Annotated in this window: 19 protein-coding genes; 3 read left to right on the plus strand and 16 right to left on the minus strand. The window is 61.4% G+C overall.

The features are described from left to right. Positions 1-181: 181 nt before the first annotated feature. From ASD99_RS23600 to ASD99_RS23620, 5 genes are all read right to left on the minus strand, one after another. Positions 182-2,251 (minus strand): AIPR family protein, encoded by a 2,070-nt coding sequence (locus tag ASD99_RS23600; RefSeq protein ID WP_057145095.1) that lies wholly within the window; start codon positions 2,249-2,251, stop codon positions 182-184. Next, complete coding sequence (locus tag ASD99_RS23605; protein ID WP_200951038.1) at positions 2,248-3,222, minus strand: PD-(D/E)XK motif protein; 975 nt, start codon at positions 3,220-3,222, stop codon at positions 2,248-2,250. Before ASD99_RS23605 ends, ASD99_RS23600 begins: the two co-directional genes overlap by 4 nt. After that, positions 3,209-5,860, minus strand: a complete 2,652-nt coding sequence (locus tag ASD99_RS23610; RefSeq protein ID WP_057145097.1) for a Z1 domain-containing protein — start codon at positions 5,858-5,860, stop codon at positions 3,209-3,211. The genes ASD99_RS23605 and ASD99_RS23610 overlap by 14 nt, the downstream gene beginning before the upstream one ends. A gap of 5 nt (positions 5,861-5,865) precedes the next feature. Beyond that, the gene (locus ASD99_RS23615; RefSeq protein ID WP_057145098.1) at positions 5,866-7,359 is read right to left on the minus strand and encodes an ATP-binding protein; all 1,494 of its coding nucleotides are present in this window, start codon (positions 7,357-7,359) and stop codon (positions 5,866-5,868) included. 63 nt (positions 7,360-7,422) lie between these two features. Next, positions 7,423-8,976 carry a DNA cytosine methyltransferase gene (locus ASD99_RS23620; protein WP_156389065.1) on the minus strand — a complete coding sequence of 518 codons (1,554 nt, stop codon included), beginning with the start codon at positions 8,974-8,976 and terminating at the stop codon, positions 7,423-7,425. A 67-nt stretch (positions 8,977-9,043) separates the two neighbouring features. Here ASD99_RS23620 and ASD99_RS23625 point away from each other — a divergent pair, with 67 nt between their 5' ends. Continuing rightward, positions 9,044-9,508, plus strand: coding sequence for a very short patch repair endonuclease (locus ASD99_RS23625; protein ID WP_057145100.1), 465 nt, complete (start codon positions 9,044-9,046; stop codon positions 9,506-9,508). A gap of 186 nt (positions 9,509-9,694) precedes the next feature. Here ASD99_RS23625 and ASD99_RS23630 read toward each other — a convergent pair whose 3' ends face one another. From ASD99_RS23630 to ASD99_RS23650, 4 genes are all read right to left on the minus strand, one after another. After that, entirely contained in the window at positions 9,695-10,942 is a 1,248-nt protein-coding gene (locus tag ASD99_RS23630; RefSeq protein WP_057145101.1) for an NAD(P)/FAD-dependent oxidoreductase, read from the minus strand. Further along, complete coding sequence (locus tag ASD99_RS23635; RefSeq protein ID WP_057145102.1) at positions 10,939-11,658, minus strand: methyltransferase domain-containing protein; 720 nt, start codon at positions 11,656-11,658, stop codon at positions 10,939-10,941. The genes ASD99_RS23630 and ASD99_RS23635 overlap by 4 nt, the downstream gene beginning before the upstream one ends. Next, on the minus strand, positions 11,655-12,722 hold the full coding sequence (locus ASD99_RS23640) for a type III polyketide synthase (RefSeq protein ID WP_056586201.1): 1,068 nt from the start codon (positions 12,720-12,722) through the stop codon (positions 11,655-11,657). Before ASD99_RS23640 ends, ASD99_RS23635 begins: the two co-directional genes overlap by 4 nt. A gap of 787 nt (positions 12,723-13,509) precedes the next feature. Then, complete coding sequence (locus ASD99_RS23650; RefSeq protein WP_057145104.1) at positions 13,510-14,190, minus strand: Crp/Fnr family transcriptional regulator; 681 nt, start codon at positions 14,188-14,190, stop codon at positions 13,510-13,512. Between the two features lie 824 nt (positions 14,191-15,014). On the opposite strand from ASD99_RS23650, the gene ASD99_RS33635 reads away from it, so the two are divergent. Then, complete coding sequence (locus tag ASD99_RS33635) at positions 15,015-15,185, plus strand: hypothetical protein (RefSeq protein WP_156389067.1); 171 nt, start codon at positions 15,015-15,017, stop codon at positions 15,183-15,185. 193 nt (positions 15,186-15,378) lie between these two features. Here ASD99_RS33635 and recQ read toward each other — a convergent pair whose 3' ends face one another. Then, the gene (recQ, locus tag ASD99_RS23655; protein ID WP_056586191.1) at positions 15,379-17,217 is read right to left on the minus strand and encodes a DNA helicase RecQ; all 1,839 of its coding nucleotides are present in this window, start codon (positions 17,215-17,217) and stop codon (positions 15,379-15,381) included. Between the two features lie 219 nt (positions 17,218-17,436). Between recQ and ASD99_RS23660 the strand changes: the two genes are divergently transcribed. Continuing rightward, the gene (locus tag ASD99_RS23660) at positions 17,437-18,858 is read left to right on the plus strand and encodes a coniferyl aldehyde dehydrogenase (RefSeq protein ID WP_056586188.1); all 1,422 of its coding nucleotides are present in this window, start codon (positions 17,437-17,439) and stop codon (positions 18,856-18,858) included. Between the two features lie 166 nt (positions 18,859-19,024). On the opposite strand, the gene ASD99_RS23665 is transcribed toward ASD99_RS23660, so the two are convergent. From ASD99_RS23665 to ASD99_RS23690, 6 genes are all read right to left on the minus strand, one after another. After that, a complete protein-coding gene (locus ASD99_RS23665) occupies positions 19,025-19,360 on the minus strand; it encodes a cupin domain-containing protein (RefSeq protein ID WP_057145235.1) in 336 nt (111 codons plus the stop codon). Positions 19,361-19,370: 10 nt separating this feature from the next. Further along, a complete protein-coding gene (gene kduD, locus ASD99_RS23670; RefSeq protein WP_056586185.1) occupies positions 19,371-20,135 on the minus strand; it encodes a 2-dehydro-3-deoxy-D-gluconate 5-dehydrogenase KduD in 765 nt (254 codons plus the stop codon). After that, on the minus strand, positions 20,132-20,983 hold the full coding sequence (gene kduI, locus ASD99_RS23675; RefSeq protein ID WP_056586182.1) for a 5-dehydro-4-deoxy-D-glucuronate isomerase: 852 nt from the start codon (positions 20,981-20,983) through the stop codon (positions 20,132-20,134). The genes kduD and kduI overlap by 4 nt, the downstream gene beginning before the upstream one ends. Positions 20,984-21,005: 22 nt before the next feature. After that, positions 21,006-21,779 carry a FadR/GntR family transcriptional regulator gene (locus tag ASD99_RS23680; RefSeq protein ID WP_057145105.1) on the minus strand — a complete coding sequence of 258 codons (774 nt, stop codon included), beginning with the start codon at positions 21,777-21,779 and terminating at the stop codon, positions 21,006-21,008. Between the two features lie 105 nt (positions 21,780-21,884). After that, positions 21,885-23,165, minus strand: coding sequence for a TRAP transporter large permease (locus ASD99_RS23685; RefSeq protein ID WP_056586175.1), 1,281 nt, complete (start codon positions 23,163-23,165; stop codon positions 21,885-21,887). Then, positions 23,165-23,692: a TRAP transporter small permease gene (locus ASD99_RS23690; protein ID WP_056586171.1), complete on the minus strand. Its 528-nt coding sequence runs from the start codon at positions 23,690-23,692 to the stop codon at positions 23,165-23,167. Before ASD99_RS23690 ends, ASD99_RS23685 begins: the two co-directional genes overlap by 1 nt. Positions 23,693-23,720 lie beyond the last annotated feature (28 nt).

Genomic DNA, 23,720 nt, shown 5'->3' on the forward strand with positions numbered 1-23,720 from the left:
GCTATCGTTACGAAGACTTGTTTCGTAAACGATCGAGCCAACAGCTTACGAAGCGGAATTTCGAAAGAGACGTCCCGCCACTTGCTGAATCAGAATCGGAAAATCCGGCTCCCGTCCTGAAACTGCCCTACAGCGGCGCGATGCTTGTTCCCAGAGGCAGCGGACACGAAAGGATATTGATCTATTTGTCTCCGAAGCCTTGGCCCTTCATCCGCTCCAAGACAGCCAGCGCCTGCTTCGATTGAAAGTCGGTTGGCAATCGTCGCGGGATAGACGAGCAAACCTGCAAGACTTGCAGCTCGTTGGGGGTCAGACGCTTGCGTTCGCGGCCCCAACCAAGCACGCCATTCCAGAATTCGGCTCCCAATGTCACGACCTCTGCCTGAGCGTTTATTCCTTCAGTCAGAACCTTGTTGCTGCGCGCCTCGCGTGCTGTGGTTCTGGCTTCGTCGATCGGCGCAAGGCAACTGTCGAAATCTTCATCGTAAGCCAACTTTCGCGACTTCAAGCCGTTCCAGCAGGCTTGTTGTTTTGCCCATTCCGACATGTTGCGTACGCCTTGGGGCGGGTGCGTGATGGCGTTGTGCGCTTCAGCAGCCGCGATCATCAAGGCCCTAACCAGCGGTTCGGGCACCGACTGTCGTCGCCAGATGACGTCAAGGTCCAGAACCTGCTTTTCGCCGTTGGCATCATGAAAGACCTTGGCCATGGCATAAGTTACGATATTTGCGCGATAGCCACCCTCGTACCATGTCTGTTTCGGGACTTGGGACTCCAGCTGGCGAAAGATCAATGCTTTGGAAATCAACCGTTTGAACCAGAGTTCATCGTACTTGACGTCGCTCTTGCTCCAGGCCTCGCCGATCTCTTTTGCGAATTCCGCAAAGTTCTTCTGGGCTCCCTTCGAGACCACATGGGGGCGCCCCGTTGCTGAAAACTCGAATTTTGCAAGATCGGTCTTGCTGAAAAGCTGCGCCTTGGGAAATTCCAGATCAAACCTTTTCTGCTGAGCGGCTGTAAGTTTGACTCGGGCATTTATATATTGTCCACGCGAACGCTCGTAGAACCATTTGCTGTCATGCCTTTCGCCCTCTTTCGGAGCGAAAATAACGTTACGCGAGAACTGCTCCATGCGGACGTGGAATGGATGATTCGAAAAGAAATCCGCAGCGTTTACCTTGTTTTGAGTGTTGGCGTACTCCGATATCTTCGGGACGATTTCTTCGGACCTGTCGGGCGGCACCACGGTCAGCTTCATCTGCACAAATACCCGAGGAAGCTGGTCCTTGGCAGTCTTCAGCCCGCCATGAATCGATCCGGTGGTCTGTGCCCCGTTGACGATCTGCAGGTTGCTGATCGAGGCCACAGCCAGCCCTTCCGCTGTCTGGATGCAGGTCACATCGTTGGCCGTGGCAGATAGCCCGTTGTTGTAGGGGAAGAACAATTCCGGTTCCGTCCTGATCGTGGTCTGGATGCCCTTGTTGGTCTTGGCCCGAGCCTGAAGGAACGACCGGACATTCGCCTCCAGCAGTCGCGCGCCCCATTTGTCGTAAATGTCGGCAAGCTGCTGCCCCGGCACGATCATCAGATAGCTTTCCAGTGCCGCCCCCGCCTGCGACGCCTTCAGTGCCGGCAGTGGTCCGCCGAAGTCCTTCGCGAAGTCGATGACCATATCTTCGCGCGCCTGACCTGAGCGGTCGAAGCGCTCGAAACGAGCAAGGTCCCAGACCGAGTAGGTGATTGGAACGTCACCGGCGTCTGCCAGCTTCACCGCATCATCACGGCCGATGTAATGCCGATTTGAGATCAGGATCAGCTTGACCTTAGTAATGTGAGACCAAGTCGTGATGATCAGGTCCGAAACCTGAAAGGCGGCACTGACTTCGTTTAACGCATCCCGAAATTCTTCGGTCCGCGCCTTCTTGAGGAAGCGGATCAACGGATTGAGGATGGTCGGAGCATCCGCCTTTCCGAAGGTCCTGACATCATCGGACTCGACAAAGTCACAGACGATCAGGCCAAGGACGCCCTCGCAATCACGGGGGTCCCCGGCATAGCCGTCGATCCGCAGTTTCTGCCCGCCTTCGCCATTCTGGTAGAATGCTCGGTCCGCCACTTCCAGTTCGCCCGCTTCCGTCAGCCGTTCAGCCATTCGGTCGAAGAAGGCCTCGACCATCATGACACCACTGGCATCAGCCTCGCGCCGGATATCGGCCATCAGGTTCTGGTGATACTCGTCAAGCACTGTCATGGGTGGGGGTTCTCGAACAACTTTGCCTCGACAGCCTTGGTTTCGGTCATGAACGGTGCGCAGGCCGCAAGCGACAGTGCATATGTGACATTTGATACGCCCAGCGGAACCGGTGCCGCGAGGCGCGGAAAATCGGACTTTACAGCATGGAAATCAGGGGCCGAGACGATCCACCGCGATGATGCATAGTCGTGCAGGGGGTCGAATCCGGCATCGGCAAGATGCAAATCCCAGTCCAGAATGCTCGACGGCTCCGAGACCTCCAAGAAACTGGTGATCTCAGCGACCAAGTCGGTCAATGTCTTGCCATGTGGCCTTTGAACCTTGTCTACAGCCAAGACCGCAAGCCAGAGCCGCCGATCCGCGACATCGGCAAGTTGATGTTCATTTGATATCTTCACGTAAGGCTGCGAGGCGCCACGACGCGCCTTGACCTCGATGCAGTCGGATTTCAATTCGAAATCCTTTGGTGCCCCGGAAGGTCCACTCCAGGCGGTCAGCGCTGCCTTGGGTCCAAGCCCGGTGATTACTCGTTTCAGGATTTCCAACTCGCCAATCAGGCCCTTCTGGGCCTCATCGGAAAGAACCTCGGCCTTTCCGCCCCGCAGAAGGTAATGCCAACGGAAAGTCCGCCCGATGGCCCGCCCTAGTGCCTCAGGCTCGGTTTCTGCCTGTTCGCCTGCGGCCACGACATCCCGGCACAGCGTCTCGAACAGTTCGAGTTGCGCATTGTCCTTCAGCCGAATGTACAGGATAGGGCCTCCCGGCAACGTCTGAAATTTGATTTCAAGGCTCTTGAGCTTTGGCAAGTCAGGGAATGGCTTCGGCAATTCCGTTAATTGCAGAGCCAAGGCTACATCGGCTCGGGGCATCACTGCCCAGAAGAAATTCCACTTGCCCTTGGCATCGACCCGGCGCGTGTCGACCTTTCCGGCCTCCAGCCCCGACCATGGCGTATCATTCGGGATCAACGTCAGCCTCCGCTTCCTGTTCATCATCGCCGAACATCTCGCGCATCCGGATGGTGTTGACGACGTATTCGACGGTGCCACCCGCGATCTGGCTGAGCGGGAAAGAAATGCCCCAGGCAAGGACATCACTCTTGGGAAGTGCGGTATCCGCTTCGTCCGGGCCAACCTTCGGTTTGACTAGCCGCAAGATCAGCAAAGGCCGGTCGCGGACCTCGCGGAATATCCTTGGGGGAAGGGTGCCGGGCGGCGGCTTGTCGCCAAGCGACGTCCGGTAGGCGGCCAGCGCGGCGTCGATCTGCGGAGTGGTAAGGCCTTCGCGTTCATCCTCTGCCGAACCGACCCGTCTGCTCGCACCACTGATTGCCAGAACGCCCTTGGCGAGATTGTCAGCATCTACCGAGCGCTCGAAAGCGATGAGACTGACACCCGATACAACGGTCGCGGCCTCCTCCTTTCGAGCGCTCGCAAGCAGCACATCCCACTCTTTCAGTTCCGTTTCTGCCCGCGCGTCGATGTAATCGCTCATCAGCTTTGGATCTGTCAGCGGATCGGCAGCATCCGCTCGGAAAGTGCGCAGAAACTCGCGGATCAGTGCAACAGGCACGGACTTGTAGAGCAGTCCTCTGGGGCGTTCTTCCAGCACCAGGTCGCTTCTGGCTCGGATCGCCGAGATCAGCTGCATCCCTGCGACAAGGTTTTTCTCCAACTGCCCGGCATCCGTGCGGATGCGCGTTGTTTCCACCAGCTTTCCGGCAAGACCTACCCTCACCGGAAATTCCTTTCCGGTGCCCATCTTGTTGCGCGCGGTGACGATCAGCGCCTGCGGGTGACTGCGTACAGCCAAGCCGAATTGTTCCGGCGTTGCTTTGGCGAGCTCCATCCGCTTCAGCTGTGCCTGCAAGTCGTCCATGGCTTCGTGGATGTGGGCGTACCAGCCAACGCCATCGGCAGGCATCCAGACACGGCAGAGATCTTCATATCCAGGGCGATAACCGAACCAGCGGCCCATCTGCATCAGGGTGTCATACATTATGGAGTTGCGTAGGAAATAGCTGACCATCAGCCCCTCCAGCGTCAACCCGCGCGACAGGGAAAACCCACCCACCGCAATGACCGTAACGCCATGCTCGCCTCCTTGATCGTAGTCGAGCGGGGAGGACCGTTTTGATGCGTTTACCTCCACCACCTTTGCTGCGACCAGGACTTCATGGAGCCGCGACTGGATACTGGGCCAATCCGCCCCATCGGCATCGGCGAATTCTTGCTCCCAGACCGCATGCAAGGCAGCCATTTCGGGGTTCCTCAGCGCCGATTCACCCTTGGCGGCGTCCACGGCTGCTGCATCTCGTATACGTGCGACCAGATCGCTGACCCGTGACCTGAGCCGTCCCTGCACATCGGTGAACCTTGAGGCATTGATCAGCATTGAGGCATGTGCCGCCTGCTGACCGCGCAAATTTCGGATCGCCCGCGCTACGATGAAGGCGCGGACAGCACTGGTCAGGCTGGTGGGCAGCACATCGACCGGGTCGTCGATCTTGTGCTTCATCGGCAACACGTCTTCATTGTCCGCAATCAGCCGGACATGCGCGTCGCGCGCGTCAATGAACACCTTCTGCGCCCCGAAATAGTTTGACGGCGCATCCATGTTGGCAAAGGGTGTCGCCGTATAACCGACATAGCAGCTGCGATGGAAAAGCGACAGAAGTTCGCGGATCTGGCTGTTGATCCGCGTCACCTCGTCCTTGTCATAGCGCGTGTTGATCGAAGCGTTGTCGGCTTCGTCATCGATCAGCAGCATGGGCTGTTGCACCATCTGCGTGCCTTGGTGAACGGAATGCTCCTTCAGCCATTCCAGCAGATTCTTCAGCGTGCTCGAATTCTTCTTGATCACCAGAACGACGGGCACGTTGTACTGGCCGACTTGGCTGGTGTTTGTGGTGGCGGTGGCCTTGTTGAAATCGCGCAGCGTATTGGTCAGCGAAACGGGAAACTCCCGCTGATCGAAGGTGCCCACACCGATGATCTTCTGGCGTTGTGCTCTGTTGGCATGCGCCAGCCGCCCGGTGTCGCGGCCGATGAAGCCTTCGTCGATTCGCGCTTGTGTCTGGTTGCGCAAGTTGTTGTGGATACCCGCGATGACCACAATCAGCCGATAGCCTGCATCCGCCGCCTTGCAGATCAGCCCCGTGTAGTTCTGTGTCTTGCCGCTCTGGACATGCCCTACGACCATGCCCCTTCGGCTCCACGCGGTAGTGTTGCGCGGGTCGCCCAACCGGTCGAGTACCCGGTCAGTCACCTCGTCAGTCGCCTCGATCACTGCCTTGGGCAGGCCCTTGAGGTTCAGAAGCTGCCGGTAACGCCCCCAGTAGAAATCTCCGATCTCGCCATTGATCTTGGCGTCGTGCAGCCAAGGTCGAAAATCCTCGGCGTCGACAATGGCACCGAAACCCATACTGATCCCGTATTTTTCCTCGATCAAACGGGCGAGGTCTTCGGCTTCTGCCTCGGTGACCTTTCCAGTAAACATGGGGGTGCCGCACAGTTGTGCGATGATGTCACGGATGGATTGCGCCGTGTGCGCGCCGCTCTGCGACGCCATGTACATCGACGTCATGCCTTCAAGGCTGCTCAGCATTGGCGTCACGGATTTTCCTTCGCTTCAAGTGTTGCTGCAATGATCCGCTGGGTGTCGTCCCAGGCAGACCGGAACGGATCCACATCTTTCATCATCGACATGATGTCCTTGATATCTTTCTTGGCGTCCATGAGTACGGACAAGGTCGACCGGACAGCCTGAACCAGCGTGTCTTCATCCACTGTGTCCGCGACGATCTGCTCGGCCGTGCCCGCCATATCCGAATGCAGCGTCTCGACAGGAAGTGATGCTCCTACAAGTGCGATGCAGTTGTAGAACCCACGGCGGAAGCCCTCGGGCAAACTATCGGCAAAATCGGCAAATGCTGGATGATTGATGTTCGGGCGATAGCGTATCTGGCCATCGGCCTGAATCCGATGCCACATCGGCAGGCGCTCGTGATCGACAAGCTTCTGCCCGCGCCTTCGGTAAGTCCGCTTTGATCCGTCCAGGATACGCTCGATAACCTTTTTCAGTCGATCCCGGACCGCAGGCGGCAGCTGAGCTGATGATTTCTTGACGTCGATCTTCCAATCCCCGTCCATGCTGTTCGGAATGTCGATCCGCACGCGCGACAGCTTTGTAAGTTCCGACTGACGACACAACCCGAACCAGGTGCCGTGAAGAATCAGTCGCCTACCTCGATAGAGATAGAATCCTTGGGATTTCAGATGGCCCTCCGGCCCACCGATGTCCTCCCAGCCTGCATTGGTCATTTGCCTGTGGTGCGGCAGCGTGAAACTCTGGATTCCTACATCCCCACGCAAGAGGGTCAGTTTTTCTTCCGGATCGGCTATGGTCGCGGGGTTTTGGCGGGCGAACGGGTCCAAGGGACGAAGCAAACGACCATTCAACAGTATGCGAAGGGGCTTCGATTCTTCCATGAAGCGGTGAAAGACAAGACGCAGATGCCGCTCGGATTCGGCCAGCCGCTGATTGATCACCTCGGCACGCTTGCCTGCGTCGTAAGAGTAGCCGCCGGTCAAACGGTCGAGCTTTTCCCAAAGAACAAGCGTTCCAGAGGCACCCAGCTTGTCCGCACCCGGAATGGCGGATAGATCATCCGGCAGCTGAACTGCCCATTCGTTTCTTTTGGCGACGTCGTCAAGGTCCCAAACGGCTGCAGCTGACTTTTCGGCCTTGCGTGAAATTACCGTCAAGCGCCGACATTGCGAAAAACTTGCACTCTTGAGGCCTAGACCAAAACGACCGAGATCGGGTTCATCCCGGGTCGCCAGCGGGTTCTTGCTCCCAGGGCGCATTGCGGCGACCAGCTCATCCTCCGTCATGCCCTCGCCATCGTCGATAATCGCGATGAATGGCTCGTCAGAAAAAGTCTCGGTAAGAATTTGGATGCGCCGCGCGCCTGCGGTAATCGAATTGTCGATAATGTCTGAAAGAGCAGTCTCAAGTGAATATCCGACATCCCGCAGCCCTTCAATCAAGGCTGCCGCGTGGGGGGTGACATCCGCCCGACGCATTATACTCGAATCATGCATTTACGACGTCCAGAGAGAGTTGCGATCTACTCTCACGCTAAATGTCAGAGAGTTACAAGATCCTCAGGATTTGTTGGCGACTTTTTTTGACAGCGTCTTCGACAACAGCGCTGCTATCTGTCTTGCGAGAAATGGCGGCACCGCGTTTCCGACCTGAACGTATTGCTGAGTCCGGTTGCCCAGAAACAGATAATCGTCGGGAAAAGTCTGCAGCCTTGCCGCTTCCCGCACGGTCAGGCTGCGGCATTGAGCCGGATCGGGGTGGATGAAGTAGTGACCGTCCTTCGAAATGTGGCTGGTGACCGTTGTCGATGCCTCATGTGCCAGTTGCACGCGGAATCGATCTGAGAACACGCCGCTGTGCCAGTTGCGATGATCAGGGCTGAGCTCGTTCGGAAATTGGTCTGCCTTCGGACTGGTCCCATGAACTTGGCCGAAGACTGCCGCAAACATGTAGCGCGCAAGGTCGGATGCCATGTGGCCTCGGGTTTCGTGCTGGGCTATCGCGCGGAGCTCGGGGCGTTCCAGCCAGCGGACGAGTTCATCATTCGAATTGCCATAGCCGACCGGCAATGCGACCGCCGACCTCACTGGTGCCAGTTGCGTTGGTAGTTGCCGCGCCAGATCCAGGAACCTGGTGAGAAGTTCCCTGTTGTTTCCATGGTGGTGAATTTCGGCAAGCTGCCTCGCCGCGAAGGTCACCGTAGCCTGCCAGTTCTCCGCGCTGTCATTTTCGCGACTGAGGCCACTGCGAAGTGAGGGAAGCGTGCCTATGACATCAACTACTGAGCGCGGCGCGTCCGCAACGGAGATATTCCCGCCAGATGCCAAATAGGCAAGATCAGAGCGAATGCCGACGATGATCACCCGATGTCGTCGCTGAGGTACACCGAAAGCCTCCGCACGTACGATGAAGTCGGAGGGCTGCCGCGCCTTGCGCAGACTTACGACGCCATCATCGACCCGGATCGCGCGCAACTGATAGAGTTCGCCGCGCCCGGTGCCCATTGACGACAGATCCTCCATCAGCATCTCAAAAACTAACCTGCTTTCGACCGTTGATGAGAGCATGCCCTTGACGTTCTCCATCACGAAGGCCGCCGGCCTCAAGCGATCGAGCACACGGATATATTCCCGGAAAAGGTAGTGACGCGGATCATTTTCGGGAACATAGCCAAGTTTGCCCTTCGCGCGCGCACGGCCGACCAGTGAGTAGGCTTGGCACGGCGGCCCGCCAATCAGGATCGTATCATCAAAGTCGCGTCGTAGCCTCGACGTAGCCTCATCAATTGCCTCAGCGGCCGAGTCAGTGCCAAGTTCCAGACAGCGCGCCTCCCCTGTAGCCAGCCTCCATGCCTCGGCGTCCAGAGAGCCCCAGTCCGGCTCAGCGATCAGGCCAGCATGGAAGTTGATGAATTGCTCCAACATGCCCCCGTGCCGACGCCGATGTTCCCTGAGGAAGGCGCGCAAGGTCAGGGTGCGATGAGCCGATGCCTCCTTCTCGACCGAGATCCCGATCCGGAATGGCGCGTGTCCATCCTCGACAAGGGAGGCAAAGCCTTCACCCAACCCACCAGGACCAGCAAATAGATCGACGATGCCGAAAGTTGCAGGCAAATCAGGCCCCTTAAGAATTCCGCTGGCACGGTGTATATCAACTATCGCGAGGGAGGCCAGGAGGCCTGTGACTGATATTGTCAACAAGGAAACCCGCTCCCGGATGATGGCCGGAATCCGGGGAAAGGACACCAAGCCCGAAACGGTGCTGCGGCGTGCGCTGCATGCTCGCGGTTTCAGGTATCGGCTTCATGCGCGGCACTTTCCGGGTCGGCCGGACCTCCTCTTTCCCAAGTTTGGGGCGGCCATCTTCGTGCACGGCTGCTTCTGGCATCGTCATGAAGGATGCCGCTACACCACGACTCCAGCGACGAGACCGGAGTTCTGGCAGGCCAAGTTCGCTGCCAATGTCGTACGGGACGAAGCAGCGCGCGCGGCACTACTTGGGATCCACTGGCGCGTGGCAACGGTCTGGGAATGCGCACTACGAAGGGACGATCAAGTGGAGGCTGTTGCGGAACTGCTAGCGGGGTGGCTGAGGTCCGAACTTGCGCAATTTGAAGTCGGGGAAGAGGACGTTCCGCAGAGGTGACCACGACGGCAGCACGCCTGGACATGGGCACACACGACTGGTACACAAGGCTTCCATCTAGCGGTTGCAGAACCCTTGTTTTCCGGGCTTTTCGGCGCGATGACCGGAGAGTCCCTCCCTCTCCGCCACAAATAATTGATTTAATTTGATTATTTTGTCTTTCTGTGAGCGAAGACGAGCGCCGCACTATGTAAGGCCGGTGATCGGCCTCGTCTTGCCGCTGATATGCGCACCCAGTGTCAGCGATTGCGGGAATATCCGAACAGCCGCCCCCATCAGTGCCGCGCCGCCGGGGCCGATGGCCATTCGGGCGATGGCTGCAGCTGCGTAGACCCGCATCGAAAACAGTTTTCGCCAGGCGGCTTGATAGCGTCTACCGGCAGCTTCACGCCCCGCTCGGCCGCTTGGCGCACCCGCAAGTTCCGTGGCTAGCAGCCAACCGGACTGGAGCGCCATCGAGATCCCTTCGGCGATAATCGGATGAGACTCCCCGGCGGCATTGCCGACGCGGAAGATATCCTCTTCATAGCAGGCGCGAATGCCAGGCCGGATCGGGCCGGCTGCAAGCCACGGACCGTCGCGGCGGGCTCCATCCAGAGCGTCGCTCACGCCCCGGGAAGAAGCCATGAGATGGCGAAGCACCGCGTCGGCGGCCGACGCTTGGCCATCCTGTTTGGGGCCATCCCGGCTGGAGCCATGGTTCCCGCGCAGCCGCGCGAGCATGTCGCGACGTATGCAGCATGAGATCGACAGCCGGCCATGATCGGCCAGGACCATGCCGCCATAGCCGCCGGGAAACGCCAGCAGCGGCATCAGATCGGGCGCGAGCGACGACCCGGTGAAATGCGCCTTGAAACCGAGCAGGTCCCACGGGCGGTTGGTCTTTTCGATCTGGCTTGGCAGCGGTCCCGGTTCCCAGGAACCGTGCGCGGCGACGATCACCGGCGCACGCAAGGTCGTCTCATCGGCGGAATTGTCGTCCCTCGCCTGAATGTGCACGCTTTGCATATCTCCATCCCGGTCGATGGCGACCGCCCGGCAAGGCTGGAAGATCTCGACGCCTGCCGACCGCGCCGCCTGCAAGAGCAGAGCGTCGAGAACGTCACGGCCCAGCGCCCGGCCGAAGCCGTCTTTTGCGGGAGGCCCATATTTTGCGCCCGGCATCGGCGCCTCGACGCAGGTCTCACCGGAGAAGAAGCCGACGCGGCGGATTTCGGGACCGGCATTTGCGCGCCAGGCATCGCCGATCTCCAGATGGTCGAGCAGCGCGATGTTGCTGGCCGAGACGTATTCCCCGCAGACTTTGCGGCGCGGGAATGCACTCTTTTCCACGATCGCCACGGCCCATCCACGCCGGGCCAGCGTCAGCGCGGCGGACGAACCGGCCGGGCCGGCCCCTATGATGACCGCATCGTGGGTGGACAATCGCCTCATGAGTCACGACCGCCGTCGGCGCTGGCGCCGACGAAGATGTGGGAAAAGAGACCGGCACGCCGCTCCTCGAGCGGCCTGCCATTCGCCGCAAGCCAGAGAACGGAAAGCTCGCTGTCGCGAAAGCCGGCGCGCACGCTCTGCGCCGCATCATGTCGGGTAACGTCGTTGGCGCCGATCACCGGCAGAAGTCGGGTCGCGGCCAGTGCCGGCATCGCCCTCAGCGGTTCGGTCGCCAGGAGCAACGGGGCTTTCGGCGCCAGCAACGAAAGCAGATGCACCAGTTGGGCATCGTGGAAATGATGCAGGAACAGATTGACGGTGATTGCATCGAAGTGCTTGCTCTCGGCCCTTTCCGCCCAATCGAAGACGTCGCAGGTGATGGTCTCGATCTGCCATCCCAACCTACCGAAATCGGCGGACAGAGCAGCGGTGACAAGGCCGGTGCGATCGAGCAGCGTCAGCTCGACCTGAGGCCAATGCTTGGCGATGCGCCGCGCCACGGCGAGCATGAAGGTGCCGTCGCCGGCTCCGATCTCCAGAATGCGGCGTGGCGGCGTCGGCACGAATTTTCGCAGCAATGATGCCATGATCCGCGCCTGGAACATCAGCGCGTTGATGCGGCGGAGGTCTCGGCGCGAAGTGAGCGCGCGCGGATCGTCGGCCGCAAGCCCGTCAAGGATTTCCGGGACGAGGCTCCGGTGGCTGAGCGCCTTCATGACACGGTTCGGAAAAGCATGGTTTCGGCCGTCAATCCAGGTCCGAACGACATACCGCAGCCGAGCAGACCCGCTGGCGCCTTCAGCATCTTTTCCAGCACGAACATGACGGTGGCCGACGACATGTTGCCGTATCGGCGCAGCACCTCGCGCGACGGCGCGAGTGCAGCGGGCGCAAGGTTCAGCGCCCTTTCGACGGCGTCGAGAACCGAACGCCCGCCGGGGTGTACGGCCCAGAGATCGATCGCTTCGGTTGGCCGGTCGTGGAGGATAGCGTCCAGGTTGCTCCGCAAGGTTTCATGAACCGCCGCCGGTACCTGGCCGGAGAGAACCATGTTAAAGCCGTGGTCGCCAACGTCCCAGCTCATCAGGCCGCGCCGCTCATCCGCGACAGCGCAGTGGAAGCTCTCAAGCTCGATGCCGGGCGGCTCGGCGGTGACAAGTGCGGCAGCGCACCCATCGCCCCAGAGGCAGAAAGACAGCAGCTTTTCCAGCTCGGTGGTTTCCCGGAGATGCAAGGTGCAGACTTCGATGTTGACAACCAGGACCCTTGCCTTCGGGTCGGATCGAACGATGTGGCGGGCAAGCTTGAGCGCGTTGATCGCCGCGTAGCAGCCCATGAACCCGATCATCGTGCGTTCGACCCTGTCCGACAGGCCGCAGCGCCGAACCAGGTCCAGATCGATACCTGGCGCGGAAAACCCTGTGCAGGTGGCAACGATGAGATGGGTAATGCGTGTCGCTTCGTCGCCAAGCCGCAATCCGTCGACGCCTTTTTGTGCCAGTACAGGGGCGGCTTCGCAAAACATCGTCATTCTCGCGGCCGTTCCGGGAAACGCGCCGCGGATGAAGCTTCCCTGAAGATCGACGGACGGCCCCTCGGGATCCAGGGCGGGTGCGAAACAGGAATAGCGGCTCTCGATGTCGGCAAGGCCGGCCATGCGTTCGAAAATCCTCCGGTGGCTGGCAGCGAGCATGGAAGCCGCGAACCGCAGATAGAATTGATGAACCTCATGTTCCGGAACCGCTGTCGCGATCCGGTTGATATAGGCGTTCGCGGACATTTCCGGTCTCCATGGGGTCATGCGCGGCTTCGCTCCGCTGCCGGAGCAGTTTTTGCTCACTGACGCCGGTGTTGGAACGCCAGGTCTTGCGCTGCCTGTTCCATGAACGTTTCGCAAACGGGTTTCGTCCCGGGCCATCTGTAGCGGCGCTTCATGCCAGTCCGGCTGGCCGAACCGCCATCCGGGAGCTGGTGGCCGGGCATCCCGTGCACACGCACGATCTCGTTGTCTCGCTGCGCAACTTCATCCGCGAGGCCCTCGACCTTGCGCCGATCCCGTCCGATCTCATGATCCCGCAACAAGGTCCGACCAGGCCATCGGCTTCGGGCGCACGCGGCAAGAGCGACCGTGGCAACGAGCCTTCCAGCGGCGGTTGGAAAGGCGGCATGGGTGGTGGAGGGCACAGTTGGAGCATAGCTTCCCCTCACCTCTGGAAGCGCGGAGGAAGGGAGCGCTCCGTGACACGGCCTGACCTGACCCCATTCGTGGGCTCAATAGGAATTCTGCGCCTCGCCTGAAAATAGGACTTTTCCGCATTGGCCCCGACGGAGGCAAAGGGATGCCGGCGCGTCCGCTTGGGGAGTTGGGGGGCTGGGACGGACGCGCCGAGTCGCCGACAACCACCGCGCCATCTTGCTGACGCACACAACTGGGACTCTGCAGGCAGTCGTGCAGTTGCCGTACCGAGATGGTCTTACGGTTGTAGGGCCGGTCTGGGGGGTCTAGACCGACATCAAAACATAGCACGAGTGCAAGTGGCTTGGCTGTTCCATACAGAACAGGTTCCTCAAAGGTCCCTGCCCCTGAGGTGAGGATTGTCGTGGAGGACCACATTCAGCAGAGAGTTGTGAACCTCCAAATCTCCGTTGTACCTAATGAACCCGAGCTTGCGGAACTTGTTCATGAAGGTGCTAACGCGCGACCTCGTGGTGCCGACCATCTCAGCCAGCGTCTCCTGGCTTATCTTCGCAATGACGGGCTGCGGGGCTCCCTCCTTGCCAAAATTTGCCATCAGCAGGAGCAACCTCGCCAGGCGCTTCTCGCTCGAATTGAAAAGCTGGTCCACCAAATCCTCTTCGACGCGGGCGTTCCTGGCCAGCAAGTATGACATGAATACCTCTGAGAACTGCGGCTCCTCTTTGAGCACCCGCGAGATCGATGCTTTATCAAGCCGCATAATGACGCTGTCCACCATCGCAGAGACCGAGGCAAGGCGTAGGGGCTGGCCGGACAAGCAGCCTTCGCCGAAGAAGTCCCCGCTGTCGTGGAGAGCGACGATTGCTTCCTTGCCCTGCTCCGATAGGATGCAGACCTTGACCTTGCCCTTCTGGATGTAGAAGACGGAATCCGCCGGGTCGCCCTGCGAATAGACAGTCTCATTCTTGCGATACGCCGCTACGGTCCGTCCGCCGTCCACGGTATTGAGGAAGACGTTCACGTCGAATAGGCGTTTGTTGGCCTTCGCCACGACGGGGCTCCGATTTGGTAATCGTGACATTCTAACGCAGGCTGTGCATCAGGAAAACCACCCACAGTCGACGGAAGCCCGCTTCGGCAAACAGCCGTGAGCGTTGTGCCATGGTGTGATCTGGTCGTTCTGGCAAAAGAGCCGAACGACAACTTGCCACACCCGTTGAAGCCGCTTTATTAAGGCCGCCGCCGTTGCCGCATTAGAACAGCGAGCCCCGAGCATTCAAGGCTGATAGCTGAATAAAAAACCTCGCCGCTCCATTTGCGAAGCAGCGAGGGCCCCACCGCCCCATGCCGGGTCCCATGGTCCCAGCACCCGGCATTGCCGACGTTGCAATTGTGATGCCAGCGGCAAATGACCCATTGTGGGGCAGGCTAACCGGCGCCTTGGCTAGCGTCCCGTCCCAGAGCGTGCGTTGTGGCGGATTGCGAGCGCCGATGACGACGTCATAGGCGCCGCCAGTAACACATACCACGGGCATGCATCCTCCGCCCCCTCAAGGTTGCCCCGAGGCCCTGGCCCGCGCCAGGCACTGCAGCGCCCCGCAAGAGCATAACCCAACCCGGCCACGCCTGCCGGTGGCTTTGGCCAGCAGCGCGCACCTGGTAGCTGGATAAATACCGCCCTGCTGGATTGGTCGTCGGCCAACAATCAGTGCATTGCCGGCAACAAGTCCGCCTGTACTACCCGGACCCAACTTGGGGCTCGGCTAAGGGCCGCCGGCGTCAATCCGACGCCGATCTGAGTTCCCTCAATATCGAGACCGGAAGTCGTAGAAGGCATGTCAGGGTTTAGGTATTCTCTGCAAGGGGAGAAAAGGCGTGAGCGAGATCGACCACGTCGACAATCGATACGATCGCCGAAAGTACGGCGGAAGCCGTCGTTCCGGTAGCTTGTTTTACCGGGTGAAGATTGTTGCGGCCATTGCAGTGATCGGTGGTCTCTTAGCCCTCCAAGTCGTGGCGTTGTTGGACTGCAGTGTCAATCTCTGATCAATTTGTTGAAACGCGAGTGCTGGTTCTGCAGCGAGGGCGCCTCGCAAGCGGCCTCCGCAACGCAATTGGACCGCGTTGGCCGGCTAGCCGCGCGGGAACGCTTGAGGGAGGCTGCACCACGCCGGGCTGATCCTTTACCGGGACAAATGACCAGCCGTGCCCGATCCGGGCCGATCTCCATGGCCTGACTTTAGGCAGAGCCACCCGACTGGTGCGCGGCGATTGCGGCGAGAAAAACCTGGCCGAATTCCTTGAGCTTGGCAGCGCCAACGCCATTCACTTCGGCGAAGGCGTCGAGGTCATGCGGGCAGCGCTCGGCCATATCGATCAGCGTGCGATCGGAAAACACCACATAGGCCGGCACCTGGCGTTCCTTGGCGAGGCGCAGCCTCAGCGCCTTGAGCGCGGCCAGCAGCCCGGTGTCCACATCAGCCTGCCCGAGATCCTGCCCGGAACGCGTCTTGCCGCGCAAGGCGCGGCTGCGCACCTCGACCCGATAGTGGAACGGCATCTCGCCACGGCCAAGCGCATGGCCTTTTTCGGCGATGGCGAGGCCGCCATGGCCGGCCGGATCCGGCATCAGAAACCCGCCTACGACGAGTTGCCGGATCAGCGACAGCCAGAAATCCTTCTTGTGCGCCAGTCCGCTGCCGAAGCTGGCGAGCCTCTGATGGCTCCTGGCGAGGATCTTCTCGGTTTCATGGCCGAGCAGAATGTCGATGACATGGCCGGCACCGAAACGCTCGCCGCTCTGCGCGATGGCCGCCAGGATGATCCGCGCCTCCGCTCCGCCGTCAGCGCGCGGCGCCTGGTCGAGGCAGGTGTCGCAATTGCCGCAGGGCTGCGCTTCCTCGCCGAAATAGCCGAGCAGCACCTGGCGGCGGCACTGCGCCGTCTCGCAATAGCCGATCAGCGTGTCGAGCCGGCCATGCGAGCGCCTCTTGTGCTCGGCCGGCGCGTCCTCGTCGTCGATGAACATCCGCCGCATGCGGATATCGCCAAGGCCGAACAGCATATGCGCCTCAGCGTCCCGCCCATCGCGGCCGGCGCGGCCGATCTCCTGGTAGTAGGCCTCCAGGCTGCCCGGCATGTCGGTGTGGAAGACATAGGCAACGTCAGGCTTGTCGATGCCCATGCCGAAGGCGATGGTCGCCACCATGACGACACCAGACAGGGTCATGAAACTGTTCTGGTTGGCGTCACGCGCCTCCTTGCTCATGCCGGCATGATAGGCGAGCGCGGTGACGCCGTTCCTCTCGAGGAACGCCGCCATCTCCTCCGTCTTCTTGCGCGATAGGCAGTAGACGATGCCGCTGCGGCCGGGATGGCGCTCGACGAAGCGCAGCAATTGCCGTTTGCTGTCCTGCTTGGCCTCGATGGCAAGCTTGATGTTCGGCCGGTCGAAGCCCAGCACCAGCGTTTCGACACGCTCGGCGAACAGCCGGGCTTCGATGTCCGTGCGCGTGCTCTCGTCCGCCGTCGCCGTCAACGCGATGATCGGCACGTTTGGGAAAATACCGCGCAGCCGCGACAGGTCCTCGTATTCGCGCCGGAACGCCGGGCCCCACTGGGAAATGCAATGCGCCTCGTCGACAGCGATCAGGCTGATCTCGAGCCGGGCCAGTGCATCGAGCATCCGCTCGGTCATCAGCCGCTCCGGCGCGAGATAGAGCAGGCGCGTCTGGCCCGAAGCAACGCGCCGCCATGCGGCGATATTGGCATCGCGGTCGATCGAGGAATTGATCGTGTCTGCGGCGACGCCGGCAAGACGCAAGGCGGCGACCTGATCCTGCATCAGCGCGACCAGCGGCGACACGACTATGGTCAGCCCGCCCAGAACCAGCGCCGGAACCTGGTAGCAAAGCGATTTGCCCGCACCCGTCGGCATGACGGCCAGCACATGACGCCCGGCCAGCAGCGCGTCCATGACATCGGCCTGGCCGGGGCGAAAATCATCGAAGCCGAACACGTCCTTCAGGACGCGCCGCTTGGGATCCCCCGCCCGAACGCTCGCTGCCTGTGCCGGCATCAGGCGGACACCGGACTGGAATATCGTGGATTGGAGAGGATGTGGAAACCGGTCAAAACGACTCTCTGCGTGGGCACCTTGCCTTAGCGCAGCTGTCATCACGCCACAACAGGAACAGGTCGTTCGCAGCCTGCGCCTTCCCCGGGGACACCCGCACCCCCGCTGGATTCCCTCACGCACCCCGATGTAAGCTCGGCCCGACAAGCCAGGGAGGGCGCGATGCTGCAGACCAGACAGGACGTTCTCGGCGAGCGGCTCCGGCTGCAACGCGCCGCCTTCGAGGCGCAGCCTTTCCCAGACATTGCCATCCGCAAGGACCGCCTGAAGCGCCTGCTGGCGCTGACCGAGCGGCACGAGGCCGACATCTGCACGGAGATCGACGCCGACTTTGGCGGCCGCTCGGCACACGAGACGCGGCTTGCGGAACTGTTTGTCGTGCGCGCCGGCATCCGCCACGCGCTGTCCCATCTCAGGGGCTGGATGCGGGAGCGCCGTGTCGCCACCACCATGCCGTTCTTGCCGGGCCGAAATCGCCTCATTCCACAGCCGCTCGGCGTCGTCGGCATCGTGTCGCCCTGGAATTATCCTTTCCAGCTCGCTGTCGCGCCGGTGACTGCAGCCCTTGCCGCAGGCAACCGCGTGCTCATAAAACCTTCCGAGCTGACACCGGCATTTTCGGCGCTGCTGGCCAAACTCGTTGCCGAGCATTTCTCACCTGATGAGCTAAGCGTCATCACCGGCGATGCGGAGATGGGAAAGGCGTTCGTATCGATGCCTTTCGACCACCTGCTCTTCACCGGCTCAACGGCGGTGGGCCGCCAGGTCGCGATCGCGGCGGCCGCCAACCTGACCCCGGTCACGCTGGAACTCGGCGGCAAGTCGCCGGCAATCTTCGATCCGTCATGCGACCTCGATGCGGCGGTATCCAGCATTGCCTATGGCAAGCTGTTGAATGCCGGGCAGACCTGCATCGCGCCGGATTATCTGCTGGTGCCGAAGGGACAGGCAGGCACGGTCGCAGCCAAGCTCGCAACGGCGATCGCGAAGCTCTACCCGACCTTGCGCGACAACCCCGATTATACCGCCATCATCAGCGACCGGCATTACCAACGCCTGCGCGACATGATCATCGAGTCGCGTGATGCCGGCGCCGATATCACCGAGATCAACCCGGCCGGCGAGCAACTCAGCGCCACCAGCCGGAAATTGCTGCCGACGCTGGTCCGCAATGCCAGCGCAAACCTGCGGCTGATGCGCGAAGAGATTTTCGGGCCGGTGCTGCCGATCGTCGAATATGCCGGGATCGACAAGGCGATCGCCCATGTCAACGGGGCGGATCGGCCGCTGGCGCTCTACTGGTTCGGCCGCGACAGCGGCAATCGTCAGCGCATCCTGCGCGAGACCGTCGCTGGCGGTGTCACCATCAACGACTGCATGCTGCATCTGGTGCAGGAGAACCAGCCCTTCGGCGGTGTTGGCGCCAGCGGCATGGGCGCCTATCACGGCGAATGGGGCTTTCGCACCTTCAGCAAGGAGAAGCCGGTTTTCCTGCAGTCGCGGCTGAGCGCGGGAGCCATGTTGCGTCCGCCCTACGGCAAGACATTCGAGCGGCTTTTCAGCCTGCTCCGGCACATCACCTGACAGAGGACAGCCCTCGGCTGTACGGCGCATTAAGCCTATGTTCACCATGATGCGGCAGGCTTCACATCCTGCGGTCATGTCTTGCGTACCGCGGCGCCATAAGCGCCCAGGCAACAACCCGCGTCTCTTTTGGGGCGCGGGTTTTCCCTCGATCCCCTACCCTTGGCTAGGCGAGGAAATCGGCCCGGTGCGGCGTGAAGCTGTCGACCAGCCGCCCCGCTTCCAGCGCCTTGACGCCGTGCACCAGACCGGACGGCACGATGAAGCTGCCGCCGGCTTCGATGTTTTCGGTCCGGCCGTCGATGGTCACCTCGAAGCGGCCTTCGGCGACGTAGCTCGCCTGGAGATGCGGGTGCGAATGCAGGGCTCCGACGCCCCCCTCGTCGAAGCCGAATTCGACCAACATCAATTCATCGGTGTGCAGGAGAACGCGTCGCCTGTTGCCATCCGGCGTCGTCGTCCACGCGCCTTCGCCGGCATGCGCGAAAATCTTTGCGGTCATCGTCATCTCCTCATCGCGCCAGCCAGCCGCCATCCACCGGCACCACCGCGCCATGCATGTAGTTCGACGCCGGCGCTAGCAGGAAGACGGCGGCGTCGCCAATGTCGCCCGCCTCGCCCCAGCGGCCGGCCGGGATGCGCGCCAGAATGGCCGCACTGCGGTCGGGATCGGCACGCAACGCCTGCGTGTTGTTGGTCTCGATATAGCCCGGCGCGATGGCGTTGACGTTGATGCCCTTTGCCGCCCATTCGCAGGCGAGCAACCGGGTGATGCCGAGCACGCCATGCTTCGAGGCAGTGTAGGACGCAACACGGATGCCGCCCTGGAAGCTCAGCACCGAAGCGATGTTGACAATCTTGCCCTGGCGTCCGCCGGCAAGCGTCCGCCTGGCGAAGGATTGGCAGAGCCGGAAAATCGTCTTCAAATTGACGTCCATGACGTCGTCCCAATCGGCCTCGCTGAGATCGACGGCATCGGCGCGCCGGATGATGCCGGCATTGTTGACCAGCCCGTCGAGCGGCCCGCTTTCGTCCCAGATCCGGCCGAGCAACGGACCGGCGGCCGACGTGTCGGCAAGGTCGGCACTCACCGCCTCGAATTGCCCGCCCACTGCGGCAACCTTGTCAGCCGTGTCGTCCATCGAAGAGCGGCCGACACCGATCACCGCACCGCCGGCGCGTGCGACCGAGACCGCAATGCCCTGGCCGATACCGGTGTTGGCGCCGGTCACCAGGATACGCTTCCCGGCGAGGCTGAAGGCGGAGAGATCGCTCACCGCAATTCGTCCAAGGCCACCGGATCGACATCGGTATAATCGACATTGTCGCCGGCCATCGCCCAGATGAAAGCATAGTTCGACGTGCCGGCGCCCGAATGGATCGACCATCCCGGCGACAGCACCGCCTCCTCATTGCCCATCACGATATGGCGCGTTTCGTCCGGCTCGCCCATGAAGTGGAAGACGCGTGCCGTCTCGGCCAGGTCGAAATAGAGATAGGCCTCCATGCGCCGGTCGTGCACATGGCACGGCATGGTGTTCCACACCGAGCCCGGCGCCAGCTGCGTCATGCCGACCACCAGCTGGCAGGTCTTCACGCCCTCGGCATGGATGAACTGGAAGATCGAACGCTCGTTGCAGGTGTCCTTGCTGCCGAGATCGAGGCGCTTGGCATCGCCGATGCGGATCAGCCGGCTGAGCCAGGCCTGATGCGCCGGCGCGCTGAGCAGATAGAACTTCGCCGGCGCGCCCTTGTCCGCCGTGGCGAAGGACACGTCGGTGGTGCCCATGCCGAGATAGAGCATGTCGCGCGCCTGCAATTCGAAGGACTGGCCCCCGGCCTTGATGACGCCCGCGCCACCGATGTTGACGGCGATCATCTCGCGGCGGTCGAGAAAACCTTTGGTCCCGGTCGGCTTGATCGCTTCCAGCGGCAGTGGCGCGTCGGTCGGCATGGCGCCGCCGACGATCATGCGGTCGTAATGGGTGTAGGTCAGGCTGATGCGGCCCGGCTGGAACAGGTCGTCAATGTGGAAGTTATGACGCAGTTCATCTGTTCCCATCGCCGCGGCGGCGACCGGGTCGATGGCAAAGCGCGATGTATAGTCGGTATGATTCTGGCTCATGGCTGTCCTGACTTCAAATGGGTCATCCGCTGGCCGCGGCTTTGACCGAACTGGCATAAAAAGCCTGACGCGCATGCAGGCGCTCACGGTAACGCTGCTGGCTGGCGGTGAGATGTGCACGCATCGCCTCGCGCGCGGCCTCGGCATCGCCAGAGATAATGGCGTTGAGGATCACCAGATGCTCGCGCTGCAGCCCGCGCTGATAGCTGTCGGATTGCACCAGCTCGGTCGACCAGGGCGAGGTCACGTCGCACGGAATGGCGCGCCGGCCGAGCACGTCGAGCATCTCGACATAGAACGGGTTGTTGGTGGCGCTGGCGATCGCGCGATGGAAGGCAAGGTCGGCCGGACCGGTCGGCTCGCTGGCAAGCAGCAGCCGTTCGAACTCGAAGAAGGCTTCCTGGATTGCCGCCTCCTGCGCGGCATTGCGGCGGATGGCGGCGAGCCCGGCCGATTCGATCTCGATCGCCAGGCGCACCTCGAGCACGTTGAGCGCGATCGAATCCTTGGCTCCCATGTCGGCGGCCAGCGCGCCGAACATCGTCGAGATGTGCTCGGTGACGAAGACGCCGGCGCCCTGGCGCGGCTCGACCAGACCGTCGGCGGCAAGCTTGGCCAGCGCCTCGCGGATGACGGTGCGGCTGACGCCGAAAGTTTCGGTCAACTGGCCTTCGGTCGGCAATTTGTGGCCGGGCAGGATCTCGCCCGCCTGCAGCTGCTTGCGGATCGCCGCGACCACGGTCTCCGACAGCTTGGGTTTTCTTTCGACCCTGAGGTCCGTTGATGCGGCGGACACGTGATGGTCTCCTAAAGCAATTCCAGGAAAAGTGTGAAACGGTTTTCCGTCCGGAATTGCGTCAAAACAAAGGATTAGAGCAGTTCGCCGTTTGCGCGAACTGCTCTAGTGGAACAGGCGCGGCAGCCACAATGAAATCTCCGGCACGTAGGTGACAAGCATCAGCACGACGAATGCGGCGCCATAGAATGGCCAGATCGAACGCATCGCCGTCCAGATCGGGATGCGGCCTATGGCGCAGCTGACGAACAGCACGGCCCCCACCGGTGGTGTGCACAGGCCAATGCCGAGATTGAGAATGAGGATCACACCGAAATGCACTGGATCGACGCCATAGGCCATGACCACCGGCAGGAAGATCGGCGTCGTGATGATGATCAACGGCGACATGTCCATGAACGTGCCGAGGATGAGCAGGACAATGTTGATCAACAGCAGGATCACCAGCCTGTTGTCGGACACGGACTGCAGAAAGGCGACCAGCGCGGCCGGGACCCTGAGATAGGCGAGGAGCCAGCCAAAGGCGGCGGCGCAGCCGATGATCATCAGCACCATTGCGGTCGTGCGCACCGCAGCGGTGGTGGCGGTGACGAAGTCGTTCCAGCTCATCGAACGATAGACCAGCAGCGTCACCAGGAAGGCATAGACGATGGCGATGCAGGAGCTTTCGGTGGCGGTGAAGACGCCTGAGCGGACGCCGCCGAAGATGATGCCGATCAGGATCAGGCCGGGAATGGCAGCAACAAGCAATTGCAGCGCCCGGCCGAAGCCGGCGAAGGGCTCGGTCGGATAGCCGCGGCGGCTGGCGACCCAATAGGCCGTGATCATGAGAGACAGCGCCAATAGCAGGCCCGGTATGATGCCGGCGGTGAACAGGTCGGCGATCGAAATCCGCCCACCCGCCGAGATCGAATAGATGATCATGTTGTGCGAAGGCGGTATCAGCAGCGCAATGATGGCGCCGACCGAAGTGATGTTGACGGCATAGTCTATGCCATAGCCGCGCGCCTTCATCTGCGGGATCATCAGCCCGCCGACCGCCGAGGCGTCGGCCACCGCCGAGCCGGAAATGCCGCCGAACAGTGTCGAGGCGGCGATGTTGACCTGCCCCAGCCCGCCGCGCAGATGACCGACCAGCGAACCGGCCAGCGCCACCAGACGGGCGGCAATGCCACCGCGCACCATCAGGTCGCCGGCGAAGATGAAAAACGGGATGGCCATCAGTGAGAACACGCTGACGCCGGAGTTGAGACGCTGGAACACTACAAGCGGCGGCAGGCCCAGCACCAGGACCGTCGCGAAGCTGGCGACGCCGAGGCAGAACGCGATAGGCGTGCCGATGATCAGCAGGAAGACGAAGGTACCGAACAGAACCGTCAGGGCCATTACAGATCTTCCTCGCCCGTGGCGTACTGATCGGCGTCGACCGGCAGTCCGGCAAATCGCCCGGCCAGCCGCTCCAGAGAAAACAGGCAGACAAGCGCGCCGCCCAGGATGACCGGCAGGAAGCTGACGCCGCCGGGGAAAGCCAGAGACGGCATCACCGTGTTCCAGGTCAGCCTGGTAAGCTGGACGCCGTAGACGATCATGCCGGCACCGAAGGCGAGCACGACGACATCCGAAATGCTGCGCAGCACCGCCTTGGCGGCGGACGGCAGGAAATAGAGCAGCACATCGAAGCCCAGATGCGTGCGCTCGCGGACACCGACCGCAGCACCCAGGAAGATGAACCAGCCCATCAAAAGCACCGAGAAGGGTTCCGTCCAGCTTGGCGAGCTGTTGAGCACATAGCGCGAGAACACCTGCCAGAAGATGATCGCAGTCATCAGGGTCAGCCCGATGCCGCTGACCCACAGCGCAAGCCTCGCCAGCCGTGACAGCAGCCGTTCTATCGCCAGCCAGAATGGTTTCATATGCGCGCCTCCCCTGGATGGTGGCGCG

The sequence above is a fragment of the Mesorhizobium sp. Root695 genome (assembly GCF_001428185.1).
Lineage (GTDB): Bacteria > Pseudomonadota > Alphaproteobacteria > Rhizobiales > Rhizobiaceae > Mesorhizobium.

Bases quoted from the DNA above. Each gene is read 5' to 3' on its own strand.
- ASD99_RS23600 (WP_057145095.1), bottom strand. From the start codon at position 2,251: ATGACAGTGCTTGACGAGTATCACCAGAACCTGATGGCCGATATCCGG.
- ASD99_RS23610 (WP_057145097.1), bottom strand. From the start codon at position 5,860: ATGCTGAGCAGCCTTGAAGGCATGACGTCGATGTACATGGCGTCGCAG.
- ASD99_RS23615 (WP_057145098.1), bottom strand. From the start codon at position 7,359: ATGCATGATTCGAGTATAATGCGTCGGGCGGATGTCACCCCCCACGCG.
- ASD99_RS23630 (WP_057145101.1), bottom strand. From the start codon at position 10,942: ATGAGGCGATTGTCCACCCACGATGCGGTCATCATAGGGGCCGGCCCG.
- ASD99_RS23635 (WP_057145102.1), bottom strand. From the start codon at position 11,658: ATGAAGGCGCTCAGCCACCGGAGCCTCGTCCCGGAAATCCTTGACGGG.
- ASD99_RS23640 (WP_056586201.1), bottom strand. From the start codon at position 12,722: ATGTCCGCGAACGCCTATATCAACCGGATCGCGACAGCGGTTCCGGAA.
- recQ (WP_056586191.1), bottom strand. From the start codon at position 17,217: ATGCCGGCACAGGCAGCGAGCGTTCGGGCGGGGGATCCCAAGCGGCGC.
- ASD99_RS23660 (WP_056586188.1), top strand. From the start codon at position 17,437: ATGCTGCAGACCAGACAGGACGTTCTCGGCGAGCGGCTCCGGCTGCAA.
- ASD99_RS23665 (WP_057145235.1), bottom strand. From the start codon at position 19,360: ATGACCGCAAAGATTTTCGCGCATGCCGGCGAAGGCGCGTGGACGACG.
- kduI (WP_056586182.1), bottom strand. From the start codon at position 20,983: ATGAGCCAGAATCATACCGACTATACATCGCGCTTTGCCATCGACCCG.
- ASD99_RS23685 (WP_056586175.1), bottom strand. From the start codon at position 23,165: ATGGCCCTGACGGTTCTGTTCGGTACCTTCGTCTTCCTGCTGATCATC.
- ASD99_RS23690 (WP_056586171.1), bottom strand. From the start codon at position 23,692: ATGAAACCATTCTGGCTGGCGATAGAACGGCTGCTGTCACGGCTGGCG.